Source organism: Paenibacillus sp. FSL H8-0260 (genome assembly GCF_045040625.1).
GTDB classification, from domain to species: domain Bacteria; phylum Bacillota; class Bacilli; order Paenibacillales; family Paenibacillaceae; genus Paenibacillus_AQ; species Paenibacillus_AQ odorifer.
Genome location: NZ_CP150298.1, coordinates 4,739,461 through 4,753,367 on the forward strand (window position 1 = coordinate 4,739,461; position 13,907 = coordinate 4,753,367).

16 protein-coding genes are annotated in these 13,907 nt (G+C 45.0%); 1 reads left to right on the plus strand and 15 read right to left on the minus strand.

Annotated features, from left to right (window positions below; all coding sequences use genetic code 11):
• Positions 1-291 precede the first annotated feature (291 nt).
• From MHI51_RS21160 to MHI51_RS21230, 15 genes are all read right to left on the minus strand, one after another.
• On the minus strand, positions 292-1,038 hold the full coding sequence (locus tag MHI51_RS21160; protein WP_341003285.1) for a hypothetical protein: 747 nt from the start codon (positions 1,036-1,038) through the stop codon (positions 292-294).
• A 30-nt stretch (positions 1,039-1,068) separates the two neighbouring features.
• Complete coding sequence (locus MHI51_RS21165) at positions 1,069-1,437, minus strand: 2Fe-2S iron-sulfur cluster-binding protein (RefSeq protein WP_076218703.1); 369 nt, start codon at positions 1,435-1,437, stop codon at positions 1,069-1,071.
• A gap of 34 nt (positions 1,438-1,471) precedes the next feature.
• Positions 1,472-1,651, minus strand: coding sequence for a DUF2768 family protein (locus MHI51_RS21170; protein WP_036676218.1), 180 nt, complete (start codon positions 1,649-1,651; stop codon positions 1,472-1,474).
• Positions 1,652-1,848: 197 nt separating this feature from the next.
• Positions 1,849-2,124 (minus strand): stage VI sporulation protein F, encoded by a 276-nt coding sequence (locus MHI51_RS21175; RefSeq protein ID WP_038572437.1) that lies wholly within the window; start codon positions 2,122-2,124, stop codon positions 1,849-1,851.
• Positions 2,125-2,190: 66 nt separating this feature from the next.
• Positions 2,191-3,231 carry an NAD(P)H-dependent glycerol-3-phosphate dehydrogenase gene (locus MHI51_RS21180; protein WP_076218702.1) on the minus strand — a complete coding sequence of 347 codons (1,041 nt, stop codon included), beginning with the start codon at positions 3,229-3,231 and terminating at the stop codon, positions 2,191-2,193.
• Positions 3,224-3,841: a glycerol-3-phosphate 1-O-acyltransferase PlsY gene (gene plsY, locus MHI51_RS21185; RefSeq protein ID WP_036676213.1), complete on the minus strand. Its 618-nt coding sequence runs from the start codon at positions 3,839-3,841 to the stop codon at positions 3,224-3,226. Before plsY ends, MHI51_RS21180 begins: the two co-directional genes overlap by 8 nt.
• A gap of 12 nt (positions 3,842-3,853) precedes the next feature.
• Positions 3,854-5,179, minus strand: a complete 1,326-nt coding sequence (gene der / locus MHI51_RS21190) for a ribosome biogenesis GTPase Der (RefSeq protein WP_036676212.1) — start codon at positions 5,177-5,179, stop codon at positions 3,854-3,856.
• A 176-nt stretch (positions 5,180-5,355) separates the two neighbouring features.
• Complete coding sequence (rpsA, locus tag MHI51_RS21195) at positions 5,356-6,678, minus strand: 30S ribosomal protein S1 (RefSeq protein ID WP_170914203.1); 1,323 nt, start codon at positions 6,676-6,678, stop codon at positions 5,356-5,358.
• 174 nt (positions 6,679-6,852) lie between these two features.
• A complete protein-coding gene (locus MHI51_RS21200; protein ID WP_036676211.1) occupies positions 6,853-7,440 on the minus strand; it encodes a 1-acyl-sn-glycerol-3-phosphate acyltransferase in 588 nt (195 codons plus the stop codon).
• A complete protein-coding gene (cmk, locus tag MHI51_RS21205) occupies positions 7,437-8,147 on the minus strand; it encodes a (d)CMP kinase (RefSeq protein ID WP_254848699.1) in 711 nt (236 codons plus the stop codon). The genes MHI51_RS21200 and cmk overlap by 4 nt, the downstream gene beginning before the upstream one ends.
• Positions 8,148-8,354: 207 nt before the next feature.
• Positions 8,355-9,008 (minus strand): flagellar brake protein, encoded by a 654-nt coding sequence (locus MHI51_RS21210; RefSeq protein WP_036676209.1) that lies wholly within the window; start codon positions 9,006-9,008, stop codon positions 8,355-8,357.
• A gap of 133 nt (positions 9,009-9,141) precedes the next feature.
• Entirely contained in the window at positions 9,142-10,500 is a 1,359-nt protein-coding gene (gene ypeB / locus MHI51_RS21215; RefSeq protein WP_339244221.1) for a germination protein YpeB, read from the minus strand.
• Between the two features lie 322 nt (positions 10,501-10,822).
• On the minus strand, positions 10,823-11,518 hold the full coding sequence (gene prsW, locus MHI51_RS21220) for a glutamic-type intramembrane protease PrsW (RefSeq protein WP_076134692.1): 696 nt from the start codon (positions 11,516-11,518) through the stop codon (positions 10,823-10,825).
• 152 nt (positions 11,519-11,670) lie between these two features.
• A complete protein-coding gene (locus MHI51_RS21225) occupies positions 11,671-12,285 on the minus strand; it encodes a genetic competence negative regulator (protein WP_036676203.1) in 615 nt (204 codons plus the stop codon).
• Positions 12,286-12,519: 234 nt separating this feature from the next.
• Positions 12,520-12,891 carry a hypothetical protein gene (locus tag MHI51_RS21230; protein WP_076141316.1) on the minus strand — a complete coding sequence of 124 codons (372 nt, stop codon included), beginning with the start codon at positions 12,889-12,891 and terminating at the stop codon, positions 12,520-12,522.
• A 103-nt stretch (positions 12,892-12,994) separates the two neighbouring features.
• On the opposite strand from MHI51_RS21230, the gene MHI51_RS21235 reads away from it, so the two are divergent.
• Entirely contained in the window at positions 12,995-13,882 is an 888-nt protein-coding gene (locus tag MHI51_RS21235; protein ID WP_282579788.1) for a polysaccharide deacetylase family protein, read from the plus strand.
• Positions 13,883-13,907 lie beyond the last annotated feature (25 nt).

The window sequence follows — 13,907 nt, forward strand, 5'->3', positions numbered from 1 at the left end:
CTTGCCCCGCGCTAAACTCCGAATGCTCGGACATGCATTTGGACTAGTATCATCATATGTATCCGGAACGAATTTATGACCCATATTCGCGCATTTCACAATGTAATTTCAAAAAAAGTTAAGTCTGCGCGCCGCAAGGCGTCTGACGCCCGGAAGCTTACTCATCCATCTTATGAGGTAGGATTCGTTGATAGAACTATTTTTAGTGGATGCTGAGATTAAAAGGTTATAAACAAAAAACGCCTAATGCCCCGGATAAAACCGAAGCTTAGACGCTTTTAAACTATAACTCTAACTTGGAGGCTGTGGGATCGGCTGATTATTAATCCATAGATACGGCAAAGACTTTACGGGAACGTAATATGAAGCTTCCTCCAGATCCAGTCGCAAGTCCTGATTCTTGTCGTGCTCTCCACCCTTCTTATCGACGGCAGCCATGATATCAAAAACATAATCTACGTAGACAGTTCCATCCTTATCCATGATAAAGTCAAGAACTTGACCGGAATAGACGCTAGTTAAGGTTATAGAGCTTGTACCCGCCTGCTTATGATCAATGGTATACAATCCGGGGTATAGCTCATCAAGCACAGGGAGGTTGCCGCCATGAGCTGATTTATAGCGGTTAACCTGTCGTTGCACGTCATTCACCTTTTGAACCGTAACAAGGTCCATCACCTTCACCACAGGATCAATTTCCTCATTCAAAATAAGAAAATAAGCACTTCCACCCTGCTCAAAAGCGGTAGCCGGTATATCATCCAAATATCCCTTATTATTCAACTTCCCCAGGTCAATACGAAACTTCTCATACCTTGGAGTAGTTTCATCCGCATTAAGAATGGGCAGTACCTCTTCCTCCTGTTGATAATCATCAACGGCTGCTTGTATCCGTTTAACACTTTCCCGATAATTAACACTAGCCCGCTTCTCATCACCTGGGTATAGACAACCCGAAAGCGTAAGCGCGAGCGATACCATCCCTAGCAAAAGCTTGGCCCCTGCCTTCAGTTTCATTTTATATCCTATAAACTCCAACCGAGTCCCTCCCACGGTGACATTCTTACGCTACCACAGTTCATCTTCTTCCCCACGCCGCGCTGCTTCAAGCTTACGGCGCACCGCAGCCTTCAGTGGATCTTCCGGCACCTGAACGGTTACGTCGCTCCATACGGCAGCCTGACAGGCCAGACGCGTTCCTTCTTCTAAGGCCGATCCAAGCTTACGCCGCTCAATATCTCCGGGAGGCCTTACTGCAGAAGCCTCTTCCTTCGCGACTGTAACCTTGCACATCAGGCAGCCTGCTTTGCCTCCGCATCTAGTTGTAATTGGCACTCCTGCTTTACGAGCGGCCTCTAATAACGAAATGCCACGGTTCACAACAGCTTTACGACCTTCTGGTTGAAATACAACGGTAACTCCTTTTTGTGATTTCATGATGTTACTTCCTTCCTCAACACTATGTAACTGCTTACATAATTGAAACAACTCCGCCCAATAGGCCCACTAACATGATGACAAAAGCAAGTATAGACAGTACAGCCTTAAGCAATCCCTTGGTTTTGCTCCGAGCAAAAGTTATAAGAAATACTGATAATCCCATAATCAGCATCGCAATCAGGGATAACCACATTTTCGTCATCGGATCCATGGTCAAAGCCCCCATTCGCCTGTAATTTATTAGGGACTATTATATCATGACCTTATCCTTTTCTGTAAAAAAACATCATTTTTTATGTATTATTTTAAATAAATTACACTTCGTGAAAATTATCAGGAATATAAAAAAAAGCAAAAGACGACGGAATCGTTCATTGATCCGTTTTCTTTTGCTCACCCAACTTAAAGCTATTTTTTAAGCATCATTTTCATTAAAGACTCCATTGTGCTGGAACCTGCGCCGCCTTTTTTAACGGCATTGATAATCTCCTGCACAGTAGCTTCACTGACCGGCACTTTCGCCATTGATGACACCTGCTTAATTAACTGGCGGAGCTGGGCTTCATTCTGCGTAGTTCCTGGCTTTACCGTACTGGCTAGCTTTTTGACGGCACTTTCCGTAATGTTCTTGCCCGCCTTTTTGTTAATGGCGTTCAATGCATCCTTGGAAAAATCTCTGCTCACTTTTCATCCCTCCTCCGTCAATCCCCATTACAACATATGAGAATTTGCGGAAAAAGGTGAACAGGATCAGGAATGCCACTGCTCCCAAGTTTCCTGGGAGATCGACTCAAGCTCAGGCTTACGATCACGACCCATCAAGGCTTCAACCGCACTGCGTGGGCTTCTTCCTTGAAAGAGCACATGATAAATCTGATCCGTAATCGGCATCTGCACACCCAGCTTGAGCGAAATTGCATAAGCTGCTTCGGTAGTACGAATACCTTCGACTACCATCCCCATGGATTCCAGCACCTCGGCCAGCGGCTTGCCTTGACCAAGCATGGACCCAGCGCGCCAGTTACGGCTGTGCTGACTAGTAGCCGTCACAACAAGGTCGCCAATTCCGGCAAGGCCGGCAAAGGTCAAAGGATTGGCTCCAAGCTCAACTCCCACCCGAGATATCTCGGCGAGTCCACGGGTCAAAAGCGCTGCTTTAGCATTGTCCCCATATCCAAGGCCATCGGATAGACCTGCACCAAGGGCAATAATATTCTTAAGAGCTCCGGCAAGCTCTACCCCTACCTGATCACGATTCGTATATACACGGAAATCGTTGTTGATGAACAATTCCTGCGCTTCGGCGCTACGTTTGTCATCAGGTGAAGCAACTACAACGGTTGTAGGACACCGGCGTACAACTTCCTCTGCATGACTTGGACCGGAGAGGACGACGATCTGCCCTTCGTCACAACCTAGTTCCTCTGCAATTACGATGGACATCCGCTTATTGCTTTCTGACTCAAAGCCCTTCGTAGCATGAACACATAACATGTCATCCTTCCAGAATGGCTTCAGACTGCGAGCAACCTGCCGCATTCCTGAAGACGGAGCTACAATTACAACCGCCTTAGAACCGGACACTGCCGTTTCCATATCCGTAGTTGCAATAATGTTAGCTGGCAGTGCGATGTCAGGCAGATACTTATTATTCGTATGAGAGCCATTGATCTCGGCAGCTTGATCAGAGTTGCGTGTCCACAGATAAACTTCCGAGTGGTTTGCAGCCAGCACGCTAGCCAGCGCAGTTCCCCAGCTCCCCGCTACAAGTACGGTAACTTTATCAGACAACACGATTCCCTCCTTTAACTTTTGAGCCTATCTTGTTCTCACGGCCTTCTACGATCTTTACAATATTCGTCCGGTGCCGCCAGAAGGCGAAGACCGCAATAATAATACTGGTCCAGAGCACAGGTTGTGTAAATCCTGTCAACAATAAAGCCACTGGTGTCAGTGCTACAAAAATTAATGAGCCAAGGGACACGTAACGTGTGATAAAGATAGACAGGATGGCGATGATACCGGCGAGCAGCGCTGGCCATAAACAAAGCGTAGCCATAACACCGATCGTAGTAGCAATGCCTTTCCCCCCACGAAAACGAAAATAGAGCGGCCAATTATGTCCGATGATGGCAGCGATTCCGCAAAGAGCCGGAACCCAGGTTCCCCAACCGCCGACCCAGGTTCCTAACCATACAGCGGCCACCCCTTTCAGCACATCCAGCAACAGCACTAGTATTGCAGGACCTTTACCCAATACACGCAGTGTATTGGTAGCTCCCGCATTTCCGCTTCCGTATTGACGGATATCAATTCCCTTTAGCAACTTTGCAAGCAGTACACTAAAGCTGACAGAACCAAGCAAATAGCTTACAACGATAACCAGAAGTTCAAGCGCCACACTTCTTCTCCCCTAACCTTCGTTTTCGGATTTGCGCCGTGTAAAGAGACGGATTGGTGTTCCTTCGAAATTAAATGCTGCGCGAATTTTATTCTCCAGATAACGTTCATAGGAGAAATGCATCAGCGACGGATCATTCACGAACACCACAATCGTAGGCGGCTTAACCGCAACCTGCGTTACATAGTTAATACGCAAGCGACGGCCTTTGTCAGTTGGTGGAGGGTTAATCGCGATTGCATCAGATACAACGTCGTTCACCAAATGTGTAGTAATGCGCAGTGCGTGCTGTTGAGATACATGCTGTACAACAGGCAGCAGTTTTTGCAAACGCTGTTTGGTTAAAGCCGACAAAAAGACAACCGGTGCGTAACTCATAAACAAGAAATGGTCACGAATCTTCGTCTCGAAGTTCTGCATAGTCTTATCGTCTTTCACAATGGCATCCCATTTGTTGACAACAAAAATAGATGCTTTACCAGCTTCATGTGCATAACCAGCAATATGCTTGTCCTGATCGATGATGCCCTCTTCGCCGTTAATTACAACGAGGACCACATCAGCCCGTTCAATCGCACGCATAGCACGCATAACACTGTATTTTTCAATGTTCTCGTATACCTTGCCTTTTTTACGCATACCTGCCGTATCGATAAGCACATAACGTTGCCCATCACGTTCAAAAGGAGTATCGATAGCATCTCTTGTTGTCCCTGCAATATCGCTGACGATAACACGTTCTTCGCCCAAAATCGCGTTAACCAGAGAGGATTTACCTACATTCGGACGGCCAATCAAAGCTACACGAATGACATCCTCATCGTATTCATCATCTATTTTCTCAGGTAGGCGCTCAACTACAGCATCAAGCAAATCTCCGAGTCCGGTTCCGTGACTACCAGAGATTCCGATTGGATCGCCAAAACCAAGGCTATAGAACTCATAAATATCATCCGCACGCTTCATATTATCCACTTTGTTGATGGCAAGAACGACTGGTTTACCTGAACGGAACAGAATCTGAGCTACCTCTTCATCTGAATTCGTCACACCACTCTTCGCCTCACACATAAATACAATAACATCCGCTTCTTCAATCGCCAGCTCCGCTTGAACACGGATTGATTTCAGAATTGTATCTTCTCCATCAATTTCAATACCTCCGGTATCAATCACACTGAATGACTTACCGTTCCAATCTGAAATACCATAAATCCGGTCACGTGTAATCCCCGGCTTATCTTCTACAATGGCTAATCTATCGCCAATCAGCCGATTAAATATCGTCGATTTTCCGACGTTAGGCCTCCCAACAATTGCCACAACGGGTCTTGCCATATTCATTCCTCCTGTCATCCTTACGTTACTCATCATAGCAAAAAACATTTAAATTGGCTAACAATCATGTTAACTCTCATCAATCCGACCAGTTCCGAAAAAAAGACAATCGGCGAACCCCCGTATCGAGGGCTCGCCGATTACTTTACCCGTATATTCAAAAGCTCGTTTAGGGATTAGTTATTCCCCTTAAATTTGTCCAGCTTGTCACCAAAACGTTCAGCAAGCGTAAAGCTAAGGCCTTCGTTGCTAAGGGAAACGTTAGGGTTGTTCAGAACTTCTTTAGGAGCTCTGTCTCTGCTATTGCTGCGTTCAGGTCTAGCAGATGGAGCTGGAGCTTCTTCAGTTTCTTTGATGCTCAGGCTAACACGTTTCTCGGATGGATTGAAGTCCAGAACTTTCACTTGAACTTCTTGTCCTTCTTTCAATACTTCGTGTGGAGTAGCGATGTGTTTGTGGGAGATTTGTGAGATATGCACAAGACCTTCCACACCCGGAAGCAATTCTACGAATGCTCCGAAGTTCACAAGACGTTTTACAACGCCTGTTACAACATCACCGATGTTGATTTCGCCAGCAGCAGAGTCCCAAGGACCTGGAGCAGCAGCTTTGATGCTCAGGCTGATTTTTCCTTTTTCAGGATCAACCTTCAATACTTTAACACGTACTTTATCACCTTCAGATACTACATCAGAAGGTTTCTCTACGTGACTCCAAGCGATTTCAGATACGTGTACAAGACCGTCAACTCCGCCCACATCAACAAATGCGCCGAATTGAGTCAGACGTTGTACTGTACCTTCGATGATTTGGCCTTCAGATAGTTCAGCCATAATTTTCAGCTTGTTAGCTTCGAATTCTTCCTCAAGAACTTCTTTAGCAGACAAGATTACTTTGCTGTTCTCACGGTCAAGTTCTTTCACTTTAACGCGCAAGGTACGGCCTTTGTAATCGCTGAAATCTTCAACGAAGTGACGCTCTACCATGGAAGCTGGGATAAATCCGCGAGCTCCAACATCAGCTACGAGGCCGCCTTTAACAACGTCAGCCACAGTAACTTCGAAAGCTTCTTGGGAAGCGAAGTATTTCTCAAGATCTTCCCATGATTTTTCACTATCAACAGCACGTTTGGAAAGAACAAGGCTTTCCTTGTTGTCGTTGATGCTGACAACTTTACATTCTACTTCCTGTCCAACTTCTACTGCTGCAGCAGCGTTGTCCAGTTGTACTGCGGACAATTCGCGAATTGGAATCACACCGTCGTATTTATATCCAATGCTTACATAAGCTTGGTTATCTTCGATTTTGACGATTGTTCCTTTCACGGTATCGCCTTTTTTCAGAGAAATGATTTCCAAGTCAGCTTGGTTAGTCACTTCTTCTTCGTTAACGGCAGCAACTTCTTCTACAGCTCCGTTATTTTCTGTCACAGCGGAATCCACCGCTTCTACGGATTCATTCTTTTCCGCAGCTTCCTGATTTTTAATTTCTTCAGACATGTGATTAGCCTCCTCGATTCAAAACCCCATTTATTTAAACCTGCGTATAGCAGAGTTCAAAACAAGCAATGCATAATATTTCACTTACACTTGATGATAGTATGTTCCAAAAAATAGCGGCTATGCCGTTATTTAATCAAAACATTGAGCAAAATTTGTTGTTCTGCTCATCCCTTAACTAGCACTTGGTTTACCTGTCTCTTTCATCTCACGGATGCGATCCATAATGACATCGGTAACAGCCTCGAGAGATTCGCTCCCCGCACCGGCAAATTGACTAAGGTCTACAGGAGCACCATAGACAACGACCATGCGTCGAAAGGGTTTATACTGGCCGATAATAGCCGCTGGAATAACTGCTGCGCCACTTCGAAGTGCAAAGCTAGCAGCACCCTTCTTGGCCACTCCGGCATCAGAGTTACGCGTACCCTCCGGGAAGATACCCATGACATTACCATTACGAAGTGTGTTAAGGGCCGTTTTTATGGATTCTTTGCTTACGCCGCCACGTTTCACCGGAAAAGCACCCAATTTATTAATGAGCCAGCCAAGCACCGGAACCTCAAACAGTTCAGCCTTAGCCATATACTTTACCTGACGGTCCAGCTTAATTCCAATAGTCATTGGATCAAGCAGACTAATGTGGTTAGCGCAGAGCAGTACCCCGCCCTCCTTTGGCACATTTTCTTTCCCCACAATCTTAAGTGGGAAAAGGATTGCGTAAATCAAGCGAAGCAATCCAACACAAATTGCATAAATCATAAATGATTTCTCTCCCCGTCAACATGAGATCTACAGTGGGATACAATGGCCTCCACAACTTGATCGATATTCATTAAGGTCGTATCCAGAAGAATAGCATCCTCTGCACGGCGCAGCGGTGAAATCTCCCGTCCTTCATCCAGACGGTCCCGCTTTGCAATATCGTGTTCAAGCTGCTGAAGCGTCACCGATTCCGCGTCTCTCAGTTCCTTATAACGACGGAGAGCTCGTTCTTCCACACTTGCCGTCATAAAAATCTTTACCTCGGCATCCGGCAGCACGGTTGTACCGATATCGCGGCCATCCATTACCACGCCTTTGCGAAGCGCCATCTGACGCTGCAATTGACTCAGTCTGGATCTTACATCCTCGATCTTCGCATACTGCGACACAAGGCCGCTAACCTGAAGGCTCCGAATATGTGGGGTCACGTCTTCCCCATTAATCAGCACCTTCTGAATGTCTCGTTCCGGAATAAGTTCAATCACCATGTCGCGAACCTTCTCGTTCACTCGATGCTGATCTTCCGGTTCAATGCCTTCTTGGATCATATACCAGGTGATTGCCCGGTACATTGCACCAGTATCGACATAGATATAAGACAACTTCTGGGCTACCAATCGGGCTACAGTGCTCTTGCCTGCCCCGGCAGGTCCGTCGATGGCGACGTTTATTCTGTCATAAGTATGTGTACCCTGCCTATCCAACGGGGCATTCCTCCTCAAACACTCTTTCATAAAAAAAGCATCTAGCGTTACGAAAACTATTCCTGCAATATCAAGGAGCACACATAAATTGTTATGCTTGATGATATTATCAAGAAAAAAGCAGGCATTGCCTGCGACTTATAAAATTATACCACAGTTTATACTTCAGTGCAAAATCAGACAGCTTAATAGAGCTGTAAAAAATGCTTATCTGTTGCGGAAATCAAACTGACGTTCGAAGCAATAACGGATAATTTTCTGGCGTTCCAAATCTGAAATAGCGACAAATTTCAACATCGCTAAAAGCCGTCCATTCTCTAGCTTTTTAATGCGCACTACTTCACCTTCAAAATTGACATGCTCCGTGCTTCCGTTTCGATAAGGCACCAATACCCAGCAGGACAATTTATTACCAACCTCCAGCTTAACCTGGTTATCCACCAAAAAGGAGATTCCTCCACCACCAATATCATCTGTACGAACTAGGAACCGTTTGCCAAGGCTATCCTTCACAGCAAGCTCTAGATCTGCATTCACTCGGAAAAAGCTTCTTCTCTGGATCTTAAAAATCGAATCTGTCTCCGGCTTTTGAATCCGGACCATACGAATTACATCTTCTTTAAAGCCCAGTACATAAGTATTAAAGTAATTTTTGATGCCACCCTCAGTTAAAAAATAAACCGAAAGCTCGTCCCCCATAAAGAGCCTTTTTAGACGACCATTGCTCTCCTGCATAGGAATTTCAATCAGGAATGCGTCTTCTTCCGTCTCTGCAATTCTTGATCTATATTCAACTTCTGCTTCAGCAGCGTCACTGGAAGCAACCTGTATGTATAGATATTCGTTAATTTTAGGATACAAAGATGTCACCGCCACATCAGTTTAGTAATTATCACTACCCCTGATTATAGCATGGGAATATCAGCCAGTCAGATATATTTTATAGATATTGCAAAAAAAAGGGACGCACCCAACTGCTGGATGCGCCCTCCCTTTATTTTGCCTCAGACCCCGAAGAAGGTCTGATTTCTTCCACAGACTCTTCAATGCCATCCTCGGCGTTAATGTAAATACGATACTTTGAGCCATTGACCCCTCCACCGAACTCGTAAGTCAAGACCTCGACGGAATCATCATTTTTAATCCAGGACAAGCGATTGTATTGTTCCTTGAAATCAGAATTCAGAAATTTTCTCGCCTCTGCAAGGGTAAGCTTTGGTTTTGGAAGCTTCCGGTTGTCCTTGTGCTCATTGACGTATTCGCTGGCCTCAAAACCGATGGTATCACCTGTATCCAGCCCCATACGAATGGTCATCTTTTCAGGATAAATCAATACATCATTCTGTTTGGTTACAAAGGTCAAATTCCCGATATTATCGTAACGATCAGCGCTGACTGCAGTCATATGGGGATATCCTTTTTTCTCAAGAAACTGCTCTGCTTTGGTAACGGCTCCTTTAATAGAAACTTTGGCAGGGCCAACCTCACGGTTGTCATAATAAGAGATCAGCAACCCGCCATTTTTGGTGAAATCCATACTAATGGTGTGCTTCTTATTCGAAGCGCTAACAGTTGCTGTATAGGATGGCCATTCAGTGTTCTTCCCATTTTCTTTAACATCCACTTTAGCATTGGAGCCCGCATCCGCGAACTTCAACGCCTTACGTTTGATGTCTTCGGCAGTCACGGGGGTACCTCCGAGCATTTTGACGGAACGTTTATCGTAGATGCTTGCTACTGAAGGTCCCCAGTCTAGCTCAGGGTATGCCCCTACACGTTTATCCACCGTTTTGAAGCCGTCAATAATCGTGTTGTCCTCCGCTTTATTTTCTGTCGCCAACGCCGTTTCAACATCCATCCAGCGCAGCCGATTGCCAATGACTTTATTTTGTACCTCTTGCAAATCCTTAGAGATTTCTCCTGAGTTCTTGTACAATGCTTTTAGATTGCTCAGTTCTCCATCTGTCAGAGGTTTTTTAGTGAAGTCACGAATCCCGGCTTTATAAGAAAAGTTGGAGATTTTGGACAGAAACTCCTCTGTTTTGCTAAATGGCAGCAAGGTCAGCGGCAGCTGGTTAATCTCATTTTGGGCCTCACTAGTCATCCGCCACACATTCACAAGTCCTTTACGGTGCATCCCATTAGAAGCAGAGTTAACCGCAAGCGTATTTCCAAGCTCACCATGAAGACGGTCCACATGATAGGACAAATCATGAAAGGCGCGTTGATATTGGTTCTCCGCCTTAATTAGTATTGAATTCTTCTCCTGATTCTCCTGATAACCCCACACAAGCGCACCAATCAGCAGCAGCGCGGTCAGCGGGAACATTACAGCACTTAATCTTTTGTACATAGGGCTACAAGACTCCTTTCGATAGCTTATTGGCGTTAGTTTGACAATAAACTAGGAGTCTTATGCACTGAAGTTGCTACACAATGTGACTATAACGTCCGCTCAAGCTCTCTCTTCAATCTCAAAGCCACTGCTATTACTGCAAAGGCATTGTTTAAAGCCGGTTTGAATGACACCATGCTCTTTAATCCCTCTTAATATGTAGGTCTCACCGCACTGTTTGCAAACGATACGTACTTTTATACGCAAAAAAAGACACCTCTCTCCTCTCTGGAATTCCTTACTAGGAACTGCCCTTCGAATATAAGTGTGTCCATCTCGATTATAGGTTAACCTCTTCTTCACGTTTCAGAAAGCGGAAAGGAGAACGGCTGTTGGCCCTAGCAACCTTTCCCATACCTCCATACCATAGGATAGCCATCAGAGGCACAATAAACCATATCCAATAGTTGGCTGTCGTACTCAAAATAAAGTCATATATCCCATGCCACATCCATGGCAACAGGAGAGAAAACACCAGAATTCTGCGGGTATGAACTCCTTTTGAGAACTTCGCCCTTCCCATATGGTAGCCCATGATCACACCAAACATAGCGTGTCCAGAAACCGGAAGAAGTGCTCTTAGAAACATTGATCCGATAGAAGCGTTGCTATACCAAGCGTACATTACATTTTCTATTGTTGCGAAGCCGAGCGAAATCGCCACAGCGTATAGTATCCCATCATATGGCTCGTCAAATTCGGTATGATTGTAAATCATATGGTACAGCACAAACCACTTTAGACATTCTTCCACGCCAGCGGATATGAGAAACGACTCCACGTAGGGACCACCATTTAGTCCCAGCATCAGCCCTCTCTGAATGATCATTACTGGAAACACAATCAGAAGGCCGAGCAAGAATACTTTAATGACTACATGAAGCGGTTCTTGATCATACTTGTCTTTCAGATAAAAAAAGGTCAACAGAGCAAGTCCCGGCGCTACTGCCGACGTAATGACCGATAACACGAGCACCGAATAACCTCCCTACACCCCTAAACCCTATTACTGCCGTTACACAGCAAGGTAGATGATAACTTTGATACAAGAATGACCGACATATCACCAACAACAAGACTAGGGCTGATCGGCCTAAACAATGGTCATCAGCCCCTAGTCTTGCCTAATTACTCCTGACGCTTAAAATGAGTGCACAATAACTGGACCGCATTCTCCGGCATCACTGTTTTCCCGTATTCATCGAGAACAGCTTCTGTGACCGGTGAGGAATCTCCAAACTCAGCAAGTACGCCAACAAGACCTGACAACGCCGTTTCTTCAAATTCCTTTGGATCGAAATACAGATACCATTTATTGTTATAAGAATACAGTTTCCCCTGGGAAGTAATATTACCGATGAGCACATGAGCCGCTTCAACCAGAACCTCGAAATCGCGGAATGCATATACAATGGAGTCGCTTTGTTCAAGAGTAACTTCCATTTCATAAATCTCTTCTGGCAATTCTTCTTCCCCGGACGCACCGTACTGATGGTGATCATATTTTCCTCGGGTCACTATAACGACCATGCCTTGCGCGGGCAATGCGAAAACTTCTACGGCAAGCGGACCCGTGGCATCAAAACCTAGTTCACTATATGCTTGATCCATCATCTCCGTAAACAGGTCATGAACCTTAGGAACTTCCTGCCACATGTCTTCCTTCTGGATGCCCCGCTCGCTCAGGTCGTCAAAAGTGAGGAAAATCCGTATCTTATCTTGACTTAATCGCTCTATTCTCATGACAGGATCCTCCTTTTGCAAGCTCATTTATTATAATGTATGATGAGTCCCGAGTAATGAGCCAAAAATGGTTACTATGTAAGTATGTTATCATTTTGCCGAGATAAATGCACGTAAATAAATATATAAAATCCTCTCTATTGAATAAACCATTTTCAAGGCCCTGAATAATAAAAAAGAATCATTCTGCGGAATATTTCATCCCCAAAATGATTCTGATGGAGTCCTTTACGGTTACAATCCCGGTATGGTTGTATGCGTTTCTTTAAGAATCTGCTCTACTTCGCTCTTTACTTCAGGATTGCTGCGAATGAATTCCTTTAACAATTTAAGATTGGATTCCTTCGACTTCACTGGTGATTCAGTCTTATGCTCAGAGGTTGCGCTGCTTGAACCGTTACTTTGAGCATTACTGCTTGAAACAGCAGTGTTACCAAAACCAGTCGTGGCCATACCGATTATTTTTTCTTTTGCTTTATCTGCAGCCCCACTCATGGAACCACCCGATTGCCCTAGCGAAGACATTAAAGAATTCCGCTTTTTGGACATAATCATACTGGCTGCGGCGCCCATCAGCACCCCGCATAAAAATGACGAAGTATTCATATTTCCAGCCTCCTTGTATGGTAAAATCATGTTTAGTGTTCGCGGAAAGATTCCGGCTCATACAACCTAATAACAAGAAAGCGAGTTGAAAAAAGTGGGTAAAATGACATCAGTGCTCCTATTGGCTACCTTGCTGCTTACAGCCTGTGGCAACAGCGGTGCAAATGGAAATACAGCCAAGGAAACAAACACCACAAACAATCCGCCCACGGCGGCAGCTACACAAAGCGCAGAAACTACGGCGCCAGCACCTGAAGCAACAGCCAGTCCTACCCCTGAAGCAACAGCAGATGGAGGTACTACAGGAAATAGTACAGCCAGTAAGGGTGAAGCATCCGCTGAAATTCCACTGCTGTACCATATGAACAAAAATTACGACATCGTTCCTAATGAGGAAGCTACAAATAAAAAAGTGGTTCTGCTCACTTTTGACGACGGTCCTAAAGATGCTGCAATGATTAACCCTTTGATGGATGTTCTGGACAAACATCAAGCTAAAGCCATCTTTTTCGTAAATGGTTATCGTGTTAAGGAGCATCCTGAGCTTCTGGAGTTAATACATAACCGCGGTGGAATTATCGGCAACCACAGCTGGGATCATATTGTATTGAAAGACAAGTCCTATACTGAGGTTAAAAAGCAAATCGAAGATGTTCAAAATATTGTCAAAGAAACATTGGGAGAAGCTCCTCACTTTTTCCGTCCGCCACATGGTGCCGGCGGGGATGTTGGCAAGAAGGTCGCGGCTGAGAATGGAATGTTATACATGACCTGGTCTGTAGGCTCACTTGACTGGGAAATGAAAGAAAAGGAAACGGGTAAGACAGAAAAATTGATCAGTAATGTTACCGATCAGCTGCATTCCGGCAGTAATATCCTGATGCATGAGCTACCATGGACCGTTGAGGGACTGGATACCTTGCTCACTACACTTGAGGGTAAAGGCTACAGCTTTGTTGATCCGCGCAGCATTGAGCTAAAAATGCGTTGATCTTCTCATCTATACATGTCCGATA